Source organism: Halobellus sp. GM3 (assembly GCF_052545375.1).
Genome location: NZ_JBQWLT010000004.1, coordinates 1 through 17,070 on the forward strand (window position 1 = coordinate 1; position 17,070 = coordinate 17,070).

22 protein-coding genes and 1 tRNA gene are annotated in these 17,070 nt (G+C 67.5%); 9 read left to right on the plus strand and 14 right to left on the minus strand.

All coding sequences use genetic code 11. The features are described from left to right. Window positions 1-169 precede the first annotated feature (169 nt). Complete coding sequence (locus ACT3HL_RS07420) at window positions 170-613, plus strand: hypothetical protein (RefSeq protein ID WP_445086187.1); 444 nt, start codon at window positions 170-172, stop codon at window positions 611-613. Window positions 614-778: 165 nt separating this feature from the next. On the opposite strand, the gene ACT3HL_RS07425 is transcribed toward ACT3HL_RS07420, so the two are convergent. The 3 genes from ACT3HL_RS07425 to ACT3HL_RS07435 all read right to left on the minus strand — a co-directional run bounded on the left by ACT3HL_RS07425 (window position 779) and on the right by ACT3HL_RS07435 (window position 3,918). Next, window positions 779-1,912 (minus strand): glycosyltransferase, encoded by a 1,134-nt coding sequence (locus ACT3HL_RS07425; RefSeq protein ID WP_445086188.1) that lies wholly within the window; start codon window positions 1,910-1,912, stop codon window positions 779-781. Between the two features lie 25 nt (window positions 1,913-1,937). Further along, entirely contained in the window at window positions 1,938-3,014 is a 1,077-nt protein-coding gene (locus ACT3HL_RS07430; protein WP_445086189.1) for a glycosyltransferase, read from the minus strand. Between the two features lie 64 nt (window positions 3,015-3,078). Then, a complete protein-coding gene (locus ACT3HL_RS07435) occupies window positions 3,079-3,918 on the minus strand; it encodes a universal stress protein (RefSeq protein ID WP_445086190.1) in 840 nt (279 codons plus the stop codon). A gap of 147 nt (window positions 3,919-4,065) precedes the next feature. On the opposite strand from ACT3HL_RS07435, the gene ACT3HL_RS07440 reads away from it, so the two are divergent. Genes ACT3HL_RS07440 through ACT3HL_RS07450 form a run of 3 tightly spaced genes read left to right on the plus strand, consistent with a single transcriptional unit; the run spans window position 4,066 to window position 5,556 of the window. Then, window positions 4,066-4,350: a ribonuclease P protein component 4 gene (locus tag ACT3HL_RS07440; RefSeq protein ID WP_445086191.1), complete on the plus strand. Its 285-nt coding sequence runs from the start codon at window positions 4,066-4,068 to the stop codon at window positions 4,348-4,350. Window positions 4,351-4,396: 46 nt separating this feature from the next. Next, window positions 4,397-4,645, plus strand: a complete 249-nt coding sequence (locus ACT3HL_RS07445; RefSeq protein WP_445086192.1) for a YhbY family RNA-binding protein — start codon at window positions 4,397-4,399, stop codon at window positions 4,643-4,645. Beyond that, entirely contained in the window at window positions 4,642-5,556 is a 915-nt protein-coding gene (locus ACT3HL_RS07450) for a mechanosensitive ion channel domain-containing protein (RefSeq protein ID WP_445086193.1), read from the plus strand. Before ACT3HL_RS07445 ends, ACT3HL_RS07450 begins: the two co-directional genes overlap by 4 nt. Window positions 5,557-5,622: 66 nt before the next feature. Here the strand turns inward: ACT3HL_RS07450 and ACT3HL_RS07455 are convergent, their stop codons facing one another. Together ACT3HL_RS07455 and ACT3HL_RS07460 are read right to left on the minus strand one after the other, a co-directional pair. Continuing rightward, on the minus strand, window positions 5,623-6,435 hold the full coding sequence (locus ACT3HL_RS07455) for an HD domain-containing protein (protein ID WP_445086194.1): 813 nt from the start codon (window positions 6,433-6,435) through the stop codon (window positions 5,623-5,625). A 76-nt stretch (window positions 6,436-6,511) separates the two neighbouring features. Then, on the minus strand, window positions 6,512-7,009 hold the full coding sequence (locus ACT3HL_RS07460) for a redoxin domain-containing protein (protein WP_445086195.1): 498 nt from the start codon (window positions 7,007-7,009) through the stop codon (window positions 6,512-6,514). 189 nt (window positions 7,010-7,198) lie between these two features. Between ACT3HL_RS07460 and tatA the strand changes: the two genes are divergently transcribed. Then, window positions 7,199-7,477, plus strand: coding sequence for a twin-arginine translocase TatA/TatE family subunit (gene tatA, locus ACT3HL_RS07465; protein ID WP_445086196.1), 279 nt, complete (start codon window positions 7,199-7,201; stop codon window positions 7,475-7,477). A gap of 135 nt (window positions 7,478-7,612) precedes the next feature. Beyond that, window positions 7,613-7,686 (plus strand) — tRNA-Arg (locus ACT3HL_RS07470). A 370-nt stretch (window positions 7,687-8,056) separates the two neighbouring features. Here ACT3HL_RS07470 and ACT3HL_RS07475 read toward each other — a convergent pair. Further along, window positions 8,057-8,368: a hypothetical protein gene (locus tag ACT3HL_RS07475; protein ID WP_445086197.1), complete on the minus strand. Its 312-nt coding sequence runs from the start codon at window positions 8,366-8,368 to the stop codon at window positions 8,057-8,059. 77 nt (window positions 8,369-8,445) lie between these two features. After that, complete coding sequence (locus tag ACT3HL_RS07480; protein WP_445086198.1) at window positions 8,446-9,282, minus strand: MBL fold metallo-hydrolase; 837 nt, start codon at window positions 9,280-9,282, stop codon at window positions 8,446-8,448. Window positions 9,283-9,464: 182 nt separating this feature from the next. Between ACT3HL_RS07480 and ACT3HL_RS07485 the strand changes: the two genes are divergently transcribed. Continuing rightward, window positions 9,465-9,605, plus strand: a complete 141-nt coding sequence (locus ACT3HL_RS07485) for a hypothetical protein (RefSeq protein WP_445086199.1) — start codon at window positions 9,465-9,467, stop codon at window positions 9,603-9,605. A 35-nt stretch (window positions 9,606-9,640) separates the two neighbouring features. Here the strand turns inward: ACT3HL_RS07485 and ACT3HL_RS07490 are convergent, their stop codons facing one another. From ACT3HL_RS07490 to ACT3HL_RS07505, 4 genes are all read right to left on the minus strand, one after another. Further along, window positions 9,641-10,090: a DUF302 domain-containing protein gene (locus ACT3HL_RS07490; RefSeq protein WP_445086200.1), complete on the minus strand. Its 450-nt coding sequence runs from the start codon at window positions 10,088-10,090 to the stop codon at window positions 9,641-9,643. Between the two features lie 67 nt (window positions 10,091-10,157). Then, window positions 10,158-10,319 carry a hypothetical protein gene (locus ACT3HL_RS07495; RefSeq protein ID WP_445086201.1) on the minus strand — a complete coding sequence of 54 codons (162 nt, stop codon included), beginning with the start codon at window positions 10,317-10,319 and terminating at the stop codon, window positions 10,158-10,160. A 207-nt stretch (window positions 10,320-10,526) separates the two neighbouring features. Next, entirely contained in the window at window positions 10,527-11,216 is a 690-nt protein-coding gene (locus tag ACT3HL_RS07500) for a CPBP family glutamic-type intramembrane protease (RefSeq protein WP_445086202.1), read from the minus strand. A gap of 15 nt (window positions 11,217-11,231) precedes the next feature. Next, the gene (locus ACT3HL_RS07505) at window positions 11,232-11,513 is read right to left on the minus strand and encodes a DUF5789 family protein (RefSeq protein WP_445086203.1); all 282 of its coding nucleotides are present in this window, start codon (window positions 11,511-11,513) and stop codon (window positions 11,232-11,234) included. A 221-nt stretch (window positions 11,514-11,734) separates the two neighbouring features. On the opposite strand from ACT3HL_RS07505, the gene ACT3HL_RS07510 reads away from it, so the two are divergent. Next, on the plus strand, window positions 11,735-12,709 hold the full coding sequence (locus tag ACT3HL_RS07510) for a DUF7139 domain-containing protein (protein WP_445086204.1): 975 nt from the start codon (window positions 11,735-11,737) through the stop codon (window positions 12,707-12,709). A 29-nt stretch (window positions 12,710-12,738) separates the two neighbouring features. On the opposite strand, the gene ACT3HL_RS07515 is transcribed toward ACT3HL_RS07510, so the two are convergent. The 3 genes from ACT3HL_RS07515 to ACT3HL_RS07525 form a co-directional block, all read right to left on the minus strand. Further along, entirely contained in the window at window positions 12,739-13,212 is a 474-nt protein-coding gene (locus ACT3HL_RS07515) for a Mut7-C RNAse domain-containing protein (protein WP_445086205.1), read from the minus strand. Window positions 13,213-13,287: 75 nt separating this feature from the next. Beyond that, on the minus strand, window positions 13,288-15,042 hold the full coding sequence (polX, locus tag ACT3HL_RS07520) for a DNA polymerase/3'-5' exonuclease PolX (RefSeq protein WP_445086206.1): 1,755 nt from the start codon (window positions 15,040-15,042) through the stop codon (window positions 13,288-13,290). After that, window positions 15,039-15,482, minus strand: a complete 444-nt coding sequence (locus tag ACT3HL_RS07525; RefSeq protein ID WP_445086207.1) for a DUF5788 family protein — start codon at window positions 15,480-15,482, stop codon at window positions 15,039-15,041. The genes polX and ACT3HL_RS07525 overlap by 4 nt, the downstream gene beginning before the upstream one ends. A gap of 207 nt (window positions 15,483-15,689) precedes the next feature. Between ACT3HL_RS07525 and ACT3HL_RS07530 the strand changes: the two genes are divergently transcribed. Continuing rightward, window positions 15,690-17,045, plus strand: coding sequence for an alkaline phosphatase family protein (locus tag ACT3HL_RS07530; protein WP_445086208.1), 1,356 nt, complete (start codon window positions 15,690-15,692; stop codon window positions 17,043-17,045). The last annotated feature ends 25 nt before the right edge of the window (window positions 17,046-17,070 follow it).

Below are 17,070 nucleotides of genomic sequence, written 5' to 3' on the forward strand. Positions count from 1 at the left end.
TCGATTCTGTCTCTGTGGACTGTCGATTCTGTCTCTGTGGACTGTCGATTCTGTCTCTGTGGACTGTCGATTCTGTCACACGCTTGGTCGCTGAGTCGCTCACTCGAGTGGCACCGCGGCGCGGCCGACGACCAACAGTCATTTGCGGGCAGAGCCAGAATCCGAAGGTATGTCGGACGATCCAGAAGACCCAGCCGAGGGGAACGACGCGGACGAAACGCCGGACGCCGCCGACGATTCCGGCGCTGACGCCGAAACCGAGGGCGACGCCGAGGAGAAATCCTTCCGCGAGCGCGTCGAGGAGATCCGCGAGCGACGCGCGGAGGAGCGCGAGGACGGCGACCGCCCCGAGCCCGAAGAGATGATGGGTGGCGGTCCCGGCGGCGCCGGCGGCAACCCCTTCGCGCAGATGATGAGCGGAATGATGGGCGGCGGCGGCCCGCCCGGAATGGGTGGCGGTCCGGGCGGCCCCGGCGGAATGGGCGGCCGCGAGGAGGAAAGCGGCGGCAACGAGGAGCTCGTCCGCGAGGTCCGACAGCTCCGCGACGAGGTCCGCGACGCGACGCGACAGCTACAGCGGATCGCGCAGGCGGTCGAAGACCTCGACGACTGAGCGGGAATCCCGCGCGCCCTCATAGCCCCTCGTCGGGCGGGACGGCGGGAATCGATGCACACGGTACGATGACCCCTGCGCCGCCACTCGCTCGGCGCGTTCGAGGGTGCGGCGGCGCTACGCCGTCTTTGTTCTGAGCCGCGCGCTCCGCCTGCGGTGCCGCGGCTACGCCGTCTTCGCGACGCGTCGATCCGCGACGACCCGCTCGTACAGCGACGAGAGCTCATCGACCGCGCGATCGACGCTCAGTTCCTCTCGGCGCTTCAGACACGACGCCGAGAGCGCCGACTGCTCGTCGAGAACGCGTTCGATGGCGTCGCGGCAGCCGTCGACGTCGCCGTGAGCGTAGTGATAGCCCGTGAGTCCCTCGCGGACCGTGTTCGAGAGCGCGCCGGCGTCGACGGCGACGACCGGGGTCCCGCAGGCGTTCGCCTCCAGTGCGACCAGCCCTTGGGTCTCGACCGGGCTCGGGAAGACGAACGCATCCAGCGCGCTGTAGAAGGCGGGCAACTCCTCTCGCGGGAGAAAGCCGAGAAAGCGCGCGTCGACGTCGAGGTCGGCCGCGAGCGATTCCAGCCGGTCGCGGGCGGGCCCGTCGCCGCCGAGGACGACCGTGGCGTCCAGTCCGTCGGCCGCCCGCAGGAACTCCGAGAGGTTCTTTTCGTACCCGTGGCGGCCGGTGTAGCCGACGAGCGGCCCCTCGGGGAGACCGTGGCGCTCGCGGAACGGCGTCGGATCGGTCGGCGCGAAGAACTCGACGTCGACGCCGTTGGAGACGACGACCGCCGCGGTTTGCGGGTCGATTCGCTCCGCGACGTGGTCCCGGGCGTCCTCGCTGGGGCAGACGACGGCGTCGGCCCGGGAGAGAAACCACTTCTCGTACCGCTCGGCGAGGCGCTCGATCCCGCGTTCGACGCGCGGACGGGACGTGAGGTAGTCCGCGTACTCGGCGGTCGGCGTGTGATACGACATCACGAGCGGGAGGTCCTTCCGCCGAGCGAGTCGGACCCCTCCGAGGCCGACCGCGAAGGGCGTGTGGGCGTGCACGACGTCGACGTCTTTCACGGCGGCGGGGATGTGGGGCGTTCCGAGTCGAAAGCCATCGTACATCGGAAACGGGAGGCTTCGAAGCGGGTACTCCCCCTCCTCGGGGTCGTACTCGCCGCTCGCGGGGTAGACCACCCGCATCGTCCCGCCGCGTTCGCGCCAGCGGTCGCGCCACGTCTGAATCGTGTAGGTGACGCCGTTGACCGTCGGCAGGTAGGTGTCGGTGAAGGCGGCGACCGAGACGGGATCCATCGGCGGCGAATTCACGGACGCGGGGTTAAGTAGTTCCGGATCGCTTCGCGTCGACGACCTCGCGGTAGGTCTCGGCGAGGCGTTCGCCCACCCGGTCGAGGCTGTGTCGCAGCGCCGTCTCGCGGGCGTTCTCGCCGAGGCGTTCGCGGAAGCCTTCGTCCTCGGCGAGGCGCTCGACCGCCTCGCGGAACTCCTCGTCGGTATCGCACTTCAGGCAGTCGTGCCCGTCGGTGTAGAACTCCTCGAAGACGGGGATGTCGCGGAGGACGACCGCCTTCCCGCAGGCCATCGCTTCGAGCACGGCGATGCCCTGATTCTCGTTTTTCGTCGGGAAGAGGTAGACGTCGCCCGCGCCGTACGCGCCGCGGATGTCGTCGACCCACCCGGTGAACGTGACGTTCTCCGGGGGGTTCGTCGTCCAGTGGCGAACCGCCTTCGAGGCGTGCGGGCCGGTGTCGTAGGGGCCGAACCACGCGAAATCGTACGGCGTCTCCTCGGCGACCCGGCAGAACGTCGTCAGGCCCTTCCGCTCGAAGACGTTGCCGACGAGAAAGACGACCGTGCCCGACAGATCGTAGCGCTCGCGGTACTCCGCGCGGAGGTCCTCGAAGCCCTCGAGGGCCTCGACGTCGACGCCGTTCGTGATCGGGCGGATCGGCGCGTCTACCGGGTAGGATTCGAGGATCCGCTTGGTGTACTGTGAGGGGCACAATACGAGGTCAGCCTGCGAGTAGAACCACTTCAGGTACCGCCCCAGCGCGGGCGCGACCGTCGTCGACCCCCGGAAGGACTCCGCGAAGTCCTCGCGCGTGACGTGCGTGTGGAGGACCAGCGGGATCCCGTTCCGTCTCGCGTGCCGCGCGACGGCGAGCGATCCGGGGCCGACGAGGTTGCAGTGGGCGACGTCGTACGCGCGGAAGAGCCCGCGACCGGTCGCGGCCGAGCGGACGCCCGAGAGCGGGTCGCCGCCGCGCCACGGCGAGGTCACGACCTCGACGTCCGTGCGTTCGAGTGCGGCCCGCTGTTGGTCCGTTGCGGTCCCGATGCCGCTTCGGTCCAGTCGGGATTCGAGTTCGAGGTAGTTGAGCGCGCGGAGAGCCACGTCGTGGGTCGTTCCCCGCGGACCTATTTATAGCTGCGACTCTCAGCGCTCGTTTCCATCCGACTCACCGCTGCGCTGCGCGCGGCGGGACCAAGAGGACGTTGTTGTTGCCGCGGGCGACGACCGACTCGGAGACGCTCCCGAGGAGCAGTCGCCGGAGGCGGCTCCGCCCGCGCGTCCCGAGAAGCGTCGTCGTCGCGCCGACGCGCGTCTCCTCGGCGAGGATCTCGTCGACGACGTTCCCCTCGCGGACGTTGATCCCGGCCTCGATGCCCATCTCGCGTTCGACCTCGGCGGCGAGGTCCGCGAGTCGATCCCGCGGGTCCGTGACGTCGTCGTCGCGACCGCGGACGTACAGGAGGTCGACCGCCCGCGTGGCCCCCTTCAACCGCGGCAGGAACTCGAACGCCGTTCGGGCGTTCTCCGAGAAGTCCGTCGGGAAGAGGACGCGCTCGAAGAGGTGCTCTTTCACCACGGCTTGGTCGGCGTCGGGCGGCGCGATGCGCTCGACGAGGAGCGGCCGCGTCGTCGTCCGCGCGACGTTTCGGGCCGTGCTCCCGACGAGCCGGTTCTCGAGCGGGCTCTCACCTCTCGATCCCACGACGATCAGCTCCGCCCCGAGTCGGTCGGCGAACCCGGTGATCCGCCGGTGCGGCGTCCCGCGGGCGACGTGCGTCTCGACGTCGAAGCCGGCCGACTCGAAGACCTCCCGCTGCGGTCGGAGCGACCGTCTGGCGTCGGTCGCGCTCTCCATTCCCGGCAGTCCGCTGGAGACGTTGTCCGGGACGACTGTCACGAGGTGCACCTCCGTGACGCCGATGTTGTCGAGGCAGTCCAGACAGGTCCGAGAGCTCATTGCGTCCGTGCTGGCGTCCGAGAGGTCCGTCGCGAATACGATACGCATACTCGGAGTACGCGCCCCCGACAACTAATATTGTCCTATCGTTCCAATACTGTTGGAATCGGGGCCGAGATCCCGTTGGACCCGGCCCCGGCCCCCGATCGAATCGAGACCCGGAACGTCTTTGGTCGGGCGTCTCCGTGCCACGGTATGGGCATCCCGGCCGAGCGAATCGAGCGCTTGCACGACCTCGCCCGGGAGGCGACCGCCGAGGGGAACGTCGAACGCGCCCGGGAGTACGTCAGGCTCGCGCGGCGTATCTCCGAGCGGAACCGGACCGGGCTCCCCCGCCGGTTCCGCCGGTTCACCTGCGACGACTGCGACGCGTATCTCCGTCCGGGATCGACGGCGCGGGTGCGCCTGCAGTCCGGTCACGTCGTCGTGCGGTGTCTGTGCTGCGGCGCGACGAAGCGATACCCGTACGACAGCGCATGACCCAGAGTGTTAAGCTTCAAACCGGAAGCGCTCCTAGCGGGAGCGTATGGACGAACAGGAGTTGCGGAAGGAAGCCCACGATCTGGACGTCACCGTCTGGGTGGGCAAGGGGGGCATCGAGCCGGTCGTCGAGGAGGCGTCCGACCAGTTGGCCGACCGGGAACTGATTAAGGTGAAGTTCCTCCGGGCGGCCCGCGGCGGCACGACCGTCGAGGAACTCGCCGACGACTTGGCGGCGCGAACCGACGCGACCGTGGTCGAAACTCGGGGGAACACGGGGGTATTCGCCCGATGATCACCGGGGGGGCCCTCCAGGTTGGTGTCGGCCTGAGCGGATCAATCAGTCGGTTCCTCGCCGGATTCGGACTCCCCGATACGGTCGCCGGCCTGCTCGGACAGGTGCTGGCGTTCCTCGCGGTCTTCGCGGCCGTGTTCGTCGTCGGACGCAGCGTCGTGTTGCCGATCGCCGATCGGATGATGGACTCCCGCGGTCTCGAGGTGCACGCCCAGAAGCCGATCCGACGGCTCCTCTCGGTCGTGGTCGGCTTCATCGCGGTCACCGCCGCGTTCGGCGCGGCGGGCTATCCTGACTTCCTCCGATCGCTCGCGACGATCGCCGCGGCCGCGACGCTCGCAATCGGGTTCGCGATGCAGGACGTCCTGAAGAACTTCGTCGCCGGCATCTTCATCTACACCGACAAACCGTTCAAGATCGGCGACTGGATCCAGTGGGACGGAAACTCCGGGGTCGTCGAGGACATCAGCTTCCGCGTCTCCCGCGTCCGGACGTTCGACAACGAGCTGTTGACCGTTCCCAACTCGGCGCTGACCGACGGCGTCATCAAGAACCCCGTCGCGAAGGACAAACTCCGCCTGCAGGTGCCGTTCGGCATCAGCTACGACGACGACGTCGAGACGGCGACCGAAATCATCGTCGAGGAGGCCGAAGCGAACGAGGAGATCCTCGAAGACCCGGCCCCGTCGGTGCGGCTGACCGAACTCGGCGACTCCTCGGTGACGCTCACCTCCCGCGTCTGGATCGCCGATCCGAGCCGTTCGGACTTCGTGAAGACGCGTGCGGACTACGTCACGGCCGTCAAACGGCGCTTCGACGCGGAGGGGATCGATATCCCGTTCCCGAACCGGACGCTCGGGGGCGAACTCACGGTCGCCGGGCTCGACGAAGTCACGCCCGCCGACGACTGACCGTTCGATTCCCGCTGCGCCGACTCGCCGAGCCGCTTTTCGTCGTCCGTCTCACCGCGCTCGCGATCACAGTTCGATGCGTTCGAGAAGCTGATCCTCGGCTTTGGTGTTGACCGCGACGATCCGGATGTACTCCTCGAGGCCCGAGTCCTGCAGCTTCGCCTTCAGGAGGTTGTCGACCTGGTAGACGCCGGCGGCGTTGATCATCTCGATCTCCACTAACACCGGCTTCCCGTCGCCGGGGCGCAGCGAGACGCTCTCGATCGCCTGACTCGACAGCGTGTTGATCCCCCGGCCGCCCTTCTCGTAGGGGATGCGCGATCGACCGCGCTCCATGTCCAGCGCGTCCGCGACGCGGATGATTCCCGCTTCGGTCGTCAGCGGGTCCTCCTCCGTGTGGTGACAGAGGATCGCGTGCAGCACTTCCGCTTTCATCCGGACGGCCTCCCGGGCGTCGTAGAAGCCGAACTCCGGGAGGAGCCGATCGAGGAGGTCCGCCGCCAGCGGGATCGAATAGTAGACGTGGCCGTCGCGGTGGACGACGTGGCCGATGTCGTGTAAGGTGGCCGCGAGCGCGATGATCACCGGCTCGTCGGCCTCCTCGAGGCCCTGATCTCTCGCGCCGTTGAACGGAACGTCGCCGCTCTTCAGGAGGTCATAGAGGTTGAGCGCGCGGTTGCGAACGATCTCGATGTGTTTCGTCCCGTGGTCGTTGTACCCCTTTCTCATCACGGCGTTGACGTTCTGCGCCTCGAGGTACGTCGTGATCTCGGGGTCCGAGAGGAGTTCCGGGAGGACCGCGTTGAGCCGTTCGTCCGGGAAGCTGTGCTGGGCGTCCGGATCGTACTCTTGGCCGCCGTTTCCGCTGGCGTCGGGCATACCTTCGGGTACCCCGGCGAGGGCAAAGTAGCTGCGGGTGAGAGCGATCCCGCTCGGAGCGCGGATCGGATCGTCGCTATTCGCTCGTCGCCTCGACCGGAGTGGCCGCCTCGGCCGCCTCGGCGACCTCCGCGTAGTCGGGTTCGACGCCGGGGTCGTCGCTCACCCACGCGTAGGTGATCGTCCCCTCGCCGTCGACGACGAAGACCGCGCGCTTTGCGATGTCGCGGATGCCGAGGTCGGAGAAGTCCATCGAGACGTCGTACAGATCGATGATCTCGCGGTTCGTGTCGCTGATGAGATCGAAGTTCAGGTCGTTCTGGTCGCGGAACTCGTTGAGCGCGAACGGGGTGTCGATACTGATCCCGTAGACCGTTGCGCCGACGTTCTCGAAGTTGGCCATCCGGTCACGGAACGTGCACACCTCAGTGGTGCAGGTGCCGGTGAACGCCGCGGGGAAGAACGCGAGCACGAGCGGCGCGTCGTCGAGTGACTCCGAGAGCGCGAAGGACTCGACGGAACCGTCTGCGAGCGGTGCGGTGAAATCTGGGGCGTCGTCGCCGACTGAGACCATATCACCACTCCACGGGCGTTCGGGTTGAATGTTGTTGTTCTTGGTTGCGCTCACTTCGGTATGGTTGCCTTGGTGTTGTCGATGCCTGTGATCGACGGACGATGGCTGGTATTGTCTCGAACTGCGGCGCTTTGACCGGGTGGCCGAGCAAAAAGCCTATAATTGCGACTGGGTTAGGTGCTGGTAGCGATGTACGGAACTATCACCCCACTGTTCCCGGGGCTGCCGGGTGGGCCGGAGGTGCTCGTCGTCCTGCTCATACTGGTGCTTCTGTTCGGCGCAAACAAGATCCCGAAGCTCGCCCGCTCGACGGGGCAGGCGATGGGCGAGTTCAGGCGCGGCCGCGAGGAGATCGAAGAGGAGCTCAGCCAGATGGACGAGGGGGACGACACCGAAGAGACCGAGACGGAGACCGAGTCCGAAACCACGAAGTCGACAGCGACGGAGACGTCCACCGAGACGAACTGACCGTCTCTCGAACGGTAACCGAGCCGCGCAGGCGACGACCGGCGGCGATTCCGCTCCCCGCGTGAGCCCACGTTCCGTCTGACGCTTTTTGCGGAATCGTGTCCATTTAAGTCGTGGCTGTGCTACCCGCCGGTAGGACGTGTGGCCTAGTGGACTAGGGCGAGGGGTTCCTAACCCCTAGATCGCGGGTTCGACTCCCGCCACGTCCGCTCTGGTGTCGAGCGTCAGCGAGACACAGAGCGAACCGTGCGGGAGTCGAATCAGGGAGCGACGGCGGAGCGACCGTGGTTCGACTCCCGCCACGTCCGTTCGCTTCGCTCACTCCCGTGGCGACTCCCCACTCGCTCCGCTCGCGGGGATCCCGCCACGTCCGTCCGCTTCGCCCACTCCCGTGGCGACTCCCCACTCGCTCCGCTCGCGGGGATCCCGCCACGTCCGTCCGCTTCGCTCACTCCCGTGGCGACTCTCCACTCGCTCCGCTCGCGGGGATCCCGCCACGTCCGTCCGCTTCGCCCACGCAACTCGATCGTGACGTCGCGTGGGCTGATCACCCGGCCTCCGTCGTTGCCGACGTACCGATCACCCGAGGTTCTGAGAGAGCAGCGTCTCGCGCGTCACCTGCCCCTTGTTGATTCGTTTCTCGACGACGCGGAGTTTCATCTTGACTGTAGATCTGTCGAGATCGAGGAAATCCGCGATGTCGTCGAGCGAATACTCACTCAGTTGGCGAACGGCCTTGACTTCGGCTTCCTCTCTCACGAGGGCAGTGTGGTCTGCGAGCTCGGTTGCTCGGCAGCGATTGCACACCGCTCGGTCCCAGTGATCGAGTTGTCCGACGATGCGCCCGTCCTCGACGTCCTCGGCCTCCCCGCACCGACTGCACTCCGTCATTGGCGTATCTCTGAGTCCCGCGCGTGTTAATTGTTAGCGTCCGTCCCCGTCCGACCGTGAGCGCGCATACCAGGCGGCTACGCGAGGTCGACGCGGTCGCCGATCTCGGCGATTTCGAGCGACTTCGGGTACTCGTAACTCCGGGCGTGGTGGTGCAGCGCCTTCGGGTCCGCGGTCAGTCCCTTCCACATATCCCAGTGGCTCGGGAGGAACCGGTCGAACCGGAGTGCGACGGCCGACTCGATCACCTCGTTCTCGGTCGAGTACCACCGCTTTCGGGTCGGTTCCCACGTCTCCTTGTCGGGGATCATACCGATCGCGCCGAACGCGAGGACGCCGAGGTCAATGTCGTAGCGCTCTCCGAGGTTGTCGAAGTCGTCGTGGGGCTTCGTGTCGCCGCCGTGGAAGAACGTCCCCGCCTCGTGTTCGAACACGTACGAGACCGGGTGCGTCGAGTCAGGGTCGTGCGAGAACTCGACGTGGACGGTGAACTCGCCAACCTCGACGGTATCGCCCTCCTCGACCTCGACGAACTGCGATTCGATCAGGTCGTACTCGTCGAGCCACGCCTCGTCGTCGAACGCCACCGACAGGGCGTCGTCGGGGGCGTAGAACGTCGCCCCCGTCCGTTCCAAGATGGGACCTTGGCTCGGCCCGTGGGTGTGGTCTGTGTGCTCGTGCGTCGCGAAGACGGCGTCCATCTCCGCGACGTCCTCGGGGTTGAAGGGTACCGGGACCATCCGCACCGTTCGCGGTGGATCGCCGGTGCCGAGGTACGGGTCGATGGCGACGGTCGTCCCCTCGCATCCCTTCAGGATGAACCCGTTGCAGCCGAGATACCAGACCGCGACCGTGTCGGGGTCCGCCGATTCGACCGCCCGCGGGAGCCAGTCTCCCCAGTCACTTCGAGTCATACCCGGGGATGGGTCCGGGTCCGGGCTAATTCTATCGGTCGGCGGGGACGCTATCGTCTCGTTTGCGAGTCCTCCCGCACTCGGATCGCACGCTGTCGTGCGATTCGAGTGGGGACTCACCAACGATACGACAGTAGCTGGTAAGAAAACGTATGCCGCACACTCGCGTTTGCCGGTGTACGATGTCAACACGCGACAGGCAGACGGCCACCTTCTCGCAGATGAACGCGGTAATGCGTCGAATCAGTTCGCGGGACCCGCAGCCGCTGTTCGACCGCGCCGCCGTCGACGACTGGCGCGGTTTCGACGAGCCGTCGACGTGATCGGGAACGGCGAAACCGGCCGCGAAGGGAACGCTCTATTCGGTATCGAGGTTCCCGAACGCCTCGTCGACGAGTTCGCCGGTGTCGGCGATGATATCTGCCATCTCCTCGTTTTCGGGCGCCATCCCGAGCAGCCGGGCGATCCGCATAATGCTCACGTGATAAACGGTCTGGACGCCCGTCTCTTCCTGCCAGATCACGACGTTGCACGGGAACAGCCCGCCGATCCGCTTGTCGCTGGCGTCGAGTGCGCGGTCCGCCATCGCGGGGTTGCACGCGCCCAACACGTAGTACGGGTCGCGCCCGGCGTCGATCTTCTCGTTGAGCATCGCCGAGGCCGAGAACTCGGTCGCGACGCCGAATCCGGCGGCCGTGAACGCCTCGCGGACGTGCTCGATCGCCGCCTCGTGGTCCATCGCTAGGGTCGCGCGCTCTTCGCCGATGTCTCCGGCCGCGATCGCTCCGGGGTCGATTGGTAGCGTCATCGACGGGGACTACGCGCGCCGGCGACGAAAACGTATGGGATTGGGATCACTCCGCAAAATCGCTGGGCTACCGGAAGCGGATGGCCCGGTGCCGTGCCACCTGCACCACGACCCAGACGAGATACCACGCGAAGAGGAACAGAAACACGAGCGCCGTCGTCGAGAGGAGACCGAGCGGCTGCGTGAGATCAGCCAAAACCGGAAGTGAGAGCAGGAACGCCCCTGACACGGCGATTCCTTCCACGACGAACTCGATACACGTCGAGAGCCCGCTACCGCTTCGTTCCTCTCCCGCCCCGCGTGGCGGCCGCGGTTTCGCTCCTGCGCCTATTGGTGTTGCCACGCATACCACGACTATATCATAAACGTTTGATCATTATATACCTGTCCTCGGCGGACAGACGTCGATCACACACCACTCGCACCCCTCGACCGATTACAGCGGCACTGGGAGCCACCGCAGCGCCGCGAGCACGTCGGCCGGCGGGAGGACCGGATCGTGCAGGACGAGCCAGTCCAAGAGCGTGAGTCCGAGCCCGTGGGCGACGACGGAGGGGAGAAGCGACCGGCTGTGGTAGTCGACCGCGCCGAAGAGGACGTCCGTCGGCGCCGACAGGAGGAGTTCGATCGGCGGCTTTCCGACGTGGTGCAGGGCGTAGACGACGGGACTGATGAAGACGCTCTTGAAGCCGAACTCCTCGCTGACGCCGACGCAGAGCAGCCCGCGGTAGTACGTCTCCGCAGCGACGACGACGAGCAGCTGTTGGAGCGTGTGCGGGAGGAATTCCGCGAGCGCGGTCGTCGTCTGCCACATCGGGTAGTACGCGCGGATGCTCGGCAGCGACGAGCCGACGAGGTAGAAGGGCACGACGAACGCCGCGAGAACGAGCGTATCGCGGAGGGCCACCCGGTCCGCGCGGAATCCGAGCTCCCGCCCGTGGGTGGCCGCGAGCCCCGCGGGAACGCCCAGAAACAGCACCGTATCGCGGACCACGCGGGCGGTGAGATCCGACGGCGGAACCGCCCACGCACTCCAGAGCGCGGAAAGTACGAAGCCGACGACCAGTGACCGCTGGAGCCAGCTCGATCCGACGGCGGCGTCGCGGAGGCGTGCGTGGACGGACACCGTCGGGAGTCGCGCTTACTCCGTCTCGACGGGACCGTCGCCGACGACGTCCTCGACGAGCCGGACGAACGTCTGCCGGGAGTCGACGTACGTCTCCTCGACCGACTCGAGGACCGTAGAAAGCTGCTGTGGGCCCGACGGCGTCCGGATGACGCTGTCGCCCTCCTGTTCTTCGATCCGGCTCATCTCGTGGGGCCACGTCAGCCGCGCGGCGACGCGCGCCAGCGGCTGTCCCTCGACGGGCGTCTCCTCGCCCAGTTCGACGACGGGGCCCTCGTCTTCGTCCTCGTCTGCCATACCCGGCGGTTCGCCGTCCCGGACATTAATCCCTTCGGCACGCCCCGGAGCGCGCCGAAGACGGCATCTCCGTCGCTGCCGCTTCGCTGAACCGATTCTGGCCTCGATTCCTCACCGGCACCCGCATCGATCCGCACCGGTTCCCGCACCGATTCCTCACCGGTCGGTCGTCGTGCGTCCGTCTGACGCATCGTTTTGTGTTGCGACCTCGAAGGAGGGGTATGACCAGTCTCTCGGAGGTCTACAGGGGGAAGAAACGGGGACCGAGCCTCCGGCGACTGCTCTTCGGGCTGGTGTTGTTTCTCGCCGGCGGCGTCCTCGTCGTCTCAGGGATCGTCGTCGCGACGACCGATATCCTCTACGGTTCAGAACTGGCCGCGCTGACGGCCAAACGCCAGCTCGGTGGGGTTCTCGCCGGAATCGGCGTCCCCGCGGTGTTCCTCGGTATCTTCGCCGTGCTCCCGTCCGGGCGGCTCACGAAAGCCGCGGCGGTCGTCGGCGCGGGCATCGCGCTGATGGGCGTCGCGCTCTTCACCTACGCGTATCCCTGCCGGTGGTCGGGGTCGCTCTGCGGCGCGGGCAAGCCGGACCTGACGCTGATGACCGTGGGCGTGTACTTCCTCGGCGCGATGCTCACGTTCTGGTGTCTGTTCGTCGGCGTCGCGAACTTCAAGACCCGAAACGACCCCGGCGGCACCGCCACGGTGAACGTGACGCGGAAGCACGAGACGAAGTACGTCCCCGTGGAGCGGCCCCGCGGCGGCTTCGGCGGGATCGGTTTCTTCGGCGGGACCCCCGACGGAGAGGTCGAGACGCAGACCGGCGGCAGCGGCGGGCGTTCCGGAACCGCTGGGGGCTCGGGACGTACGGCACGCAGGGGTAGCACGGGCGGCCCCGGCTCACCGGGCGCCGCGCCGGGACCCGCATCCGACGGCGGGACCGACGCGCAGTCGATCACCTCGCCGCTCGATGAGCCGCGCGACCGACGCGCGTCGGCCGGGTCCGCTCCGGATGCTCGTACGGGGTCACCCTCGCCGACGACCACCACGGAGGACACTTACTGCGGCAACTGCGCGCACTTCGAGTACGTCAGGACCGACGCCGGGATCCAGCCCTACTGCGGCGTGTCCGAGGAACTGATGGACGACATGGACCCCTGCGAGGAGTGGGCCTCGCGCTCGGGACACCGGCGGTAGCAGACGCGCTTTCGACCGCGTTCGCCGGGCTACAGCGCCGCGAGCGTCGATCCAACGTCGTCCCAGTGACTCCCCCGCCAGAACGCCTGTCCGCAGTCCAGACAGCGCCAGCAGTCCGTCTCCGCGGGGTCGGGCGCGTACGGCGGCAGCGACGCGCCCGCGTCGACGGGAGCGAGTTCGCCGTTGCAGGCGCCACATCTCGTCGGTGGATTCTCGAGCGAGAGCGCATAGCCCGACTCGCGAAGCTCTCGCAGTTGATCGCGCACCTCGCGCGTCGACAGGAGAACGGCGTCGGGTGCACGCGCCGCGAGGTCGACATCCCGGGTGAGGAGCGTCCGGTCCGACTCGCGGGCGCGGCGCAGGATCTCGTCGTCGCTCGGCTCTTGAGCCGTCCGGCTTGACCCCCAAGAGTCGTCGAGAACGTACTCGGCGTCGTAGCCGCACATCCGGAGATACGTCGACAGTTTGCCGAGCATCGCATCGAGGAGGAGTCGCGCGGTCATACGTGTGGGATCGTCGCTGGAGGAATGCGGTCAGTGTGTCCGTGTCTGTGGAGGAATGCGGTCAGTGTGTCTCCGTCAGTGGAGGAACGCGAGCAGGTCGTCGACTGCCAGCGCGTTCACAACGTCGGCCGCCTCACACCATCCGCGACGGGCCGTGTGGACGCCGTACCGGCTGTAATCGAGCGCGTTCGGTCCGTGCGCGTCCGTGTCGATGGCCACGGTCGCGCCGGCGTCGACGGCGACGCGGGCGAGTTCGCCCCGGAGGTCCAGTCGAACGGGGTCGGCGTTGATCTCTAGGGCGGTCCCCGCGTCTGCAGCGGCCGCGGCGAGTCGGGTGACGTCGAGGTCCAGCCCCTCGCGCTCGTTGATCTTCCGGCCCGTGGGGTGGCCGAGCACGTCGACGCTCGGGTGTTCGACGGCGCGGACGAGCCGGTCGGTCGCCGTCTCCCGATCCTGTCCGAGCGCCGCGTGCGGCGAGGCGATCACGACGTCGAGTTCCCCGAGGACGTCGTCGCCGGTCGAGAGATCCCCGTCGGCGTCGATGTTCGCCTCGACGCCGTGGAGGAGGGTCAGTTCCGATTCGATCTCGCTTCGCGCGTCCTCGACCGCGCCCATCTGCTCGCGCAGGTCGTCCTCGGAGAGGCCGACGCCGCCGACCATCCCCGGCCCGGTGGCGTGGTCGGTCACGGCGTAGTAGTCGTAGCCGCGGGCTTCGGCCGCGGCGACCATCTCGCGCAGCGAGGCGCGCCCGTCTGACCAGTCCGTGTGCGTGTGGAGGTCGCCGCGGAGGTCGGTCTCCTCGATGAGCGCCGGCAGTCGGCCCTCGCGGGCGGCGTCGATCTCGCCGGACCCCTCCCTGACCTCCGGCGGGACGAGCGGCAGGTCCAAGGCGTCGTACATCGACGCCTCGGTCTCGCCGGCGATCCGCTCGCCGACCCGCTGGCCCGCGTCGGGATCGTCGACGTCGCTGACGTCGAAGACGCCGTACTCGTTCATCTTCAGGTCACGCGCGATCGCGAGGTTCCGGAGCTCGACGTTGTGGGCTTTGCTCCCGGTGAAGTACTGCAGCGCCGCGCCGAACTCCTCGGGGACCACGACGCGGAGATCGATGCGGATGCGGTCGACGCGGACGCTCGCCTTGTGCTCGCCCGCCTCGATGACGTCGGTCGCGGCGGGCCACTCGACGAACGCGTCGACGACGTCCGCACCCGACGTAGAGGCGACGAGGACGTCGACGTCGCCGATGGTGTCGAGCCAGCGGCGGATCGATCCCGCGACCGCCACCTGCGAGGCGGCGTCGACGCCACGGAGATACGCAAGGGCGTCGTCCGCGAGCGGCCGCGCGTCGCCGAGCCGCTGCCGCCGCTGCGCCTGCCGGGCGAACTCGATGTTCTCGAGGATGTTCTGCTCGGTCTTCGCGCCGAACCCCTTCACGTCTCGGATGCGTCCCGCTTCCGCGGCGTCGGCCAGTTCCTCGAGCGTGGTGATCTCGAGCGCGTCGTAGAGCGCCCCGACCGTCTTCGGCCCAACGCCCTCGACCCGCGTGAGCGCTTCGATGTCGACGGGGAGCCGCCGGCGTAACTCGGTCAGCTCCTCGATCGACCCGGTCTCGACGTACTCGACGACCTTCGAGGAGATGGCGTCGCCGACGCCGTCGATCCGCTCGACCGCCTCGGGGCCCTCCGCGGCCAGTTCCTCGATCGGCTCGGGGTGCTCGCGGATGTTCTCGGCGGCGCGCCGGTAGACGTTCGGCTTGTACTCGACGCCGTCGGCATCGAGCAGGTCGGCGAACAGTTCGAGGCGGCGAGCGATCTCGGCGTTGCGGCTCACGATCGCCCCCCGCGCGTTCGGCCGCTGTCCTCGCGACCGAGCGCCTGCTTTAGGAAGCTCATCCAGCGCTTCTGGTCGGCGGCCTCCTGCACCGCCGACTCCTGTTCGAGGTCGACCGGGCGAAGCTGTTCGAGCGCGTTCAGCGCGCGGTCTATCCCGATGACGCTCTCGGCGAGACGCTCCCCCCGCTCGAACGTGACCTCGCCGTTCTCGATCCGTTCGAGCCGCTGTCGTCGCTCGCGGCGGAGGTTGCGCTTCGCTCGCTCGACCCGCTCGCGCTCGCCCTCGGGGACCGTCTCCCGGCGCTTGATCTCGAAGACGAACGTCCGGAGGTCGAGCTCCTCGCCCTGCACTTCGATCTCGTCCGGAATCTCGACGCCGACGGTCGCGCCCTCGCGGTTGACGCGCTCGAGCAGCTGCTTTCTCTGAAACTCCTTCACGGCTCTCCCTCGTTCGTTGGGCGGGCGGACACTTCGCTCCTTCGCCCGTGCGGGATGAGCTCCAACCATACGGATCGTTCCGTCGACCGTGCGGAATCTCTCTTCCGGCCGTACGCTGTTGCCCGGCCGGGGAACCGCGTCGCAGACGCCGGCAGACGTTCGCGGAGAGACGAAAGTTCTTATGGACAACCACGGAATACGGTCAGTATGGGATTGTTCGACCGGCTGCGCGGGGACGACCACCCGCGCGTCGCCTTCATCGGTATCGACGGCGTCCCCTTCAGTCTCCTCGCCGATAACCCCGAGGCGTTCCCCAACTTCGCCGCGCTCGCCGAGGAGGGCAGCGCCGGGGCGATAGAGAGCATCGTGCCGCCGGAGTCGTCGGCGTGTTGGCCCGCGCTGACCACCGGCGTCAACCCCGGCGAAACGGGCGTATACGGCTTCCAAGACCGGGAGAACGGCTCCTACGACACCTACGTTCCGATGGGACGAGACGTGCAGGCGACGCGGCTGTGGGATCGGGTCACCGACGCCGGTCGGAAGGCGAGCGTGATGAACGTCCCCGTCACGTTCCCGCCGCAGCGAAACGTTCAGCGAATGGTCTCGGGCTTTCTCTCTCCGGGCGTCGACAAGGCCGCCTACCCCGAGGCGTTCCGCGACGAGCTCAAAGAGCTCGGCTACCGCATCGACGTCAACGCGAAGCTCGGCCACGACGACGACAAGAGCGACTTCGTCGCGAACGCCCACGAGACGCTGGACCGGCGCTACGAGGCGTTCCGGAACGTCATCGACCGCGACGACTGGGACCTCTTTTTCGGCGTCTTCATGACGACCGATCGGGTGAACCACTTCCTCTTCGAGGACTACGAGCGCGACGGGGAGAACCGCGAGGCGTTCATCGAGTTCTACGAGATGGTCGACGAGTACATCGGTAAGATCCGGGAGTCGCTGCCGGAGGACACTACGCTCGTCGTCGCCTCCGACCACGGTTTCACGTCGCTCGATTGGGAGGTCCACTGCAACGCGTGGCTCGAATCGGAGGGGTGGCTCTCCTTCGAGGACGACGACCACGACGAACTCGGCGACATCGCCGACGACACCCGGGCGTACTCGCTCATCCCCGGGCGTTTCTATATCAACCTCGAAGGCCGGGAGCCCCGCGGGAGCGTCCCGGAATCAGAGTACGAGGAGACGCGCGATGAGCTCAAAGCCGAACTCGAAGCGCTGGAGGGACCGGACGGCCGGCCGGTCGCCGCCCGCGTCGTCGAGAAGGAGGACGCCTTCCGCGGGGATCACGACGACATCGCGCCGGACCTCGTCGTCGTCCCGAACCACGGCTTCGATCTCAAGTCGGGGTTCAAAGGCCACGACGACGTGTTCGGGACGGGCCCGCGAAACGGGATGCACAGCTTCGACAACGCGTCGCTGCTCGTCGACGATCCGGACGTCGACATCGAGGGCATCACGCCCGACCTCTACGACATCGCCCCAACGATCCTCGATCTGATGGACATCGAGTACCCCCGCGCGGAGTTCGACGGCGCCAGCCTCCTCAAACAGTAGCGTTTCGATTCTTCGCTGCCTTCGC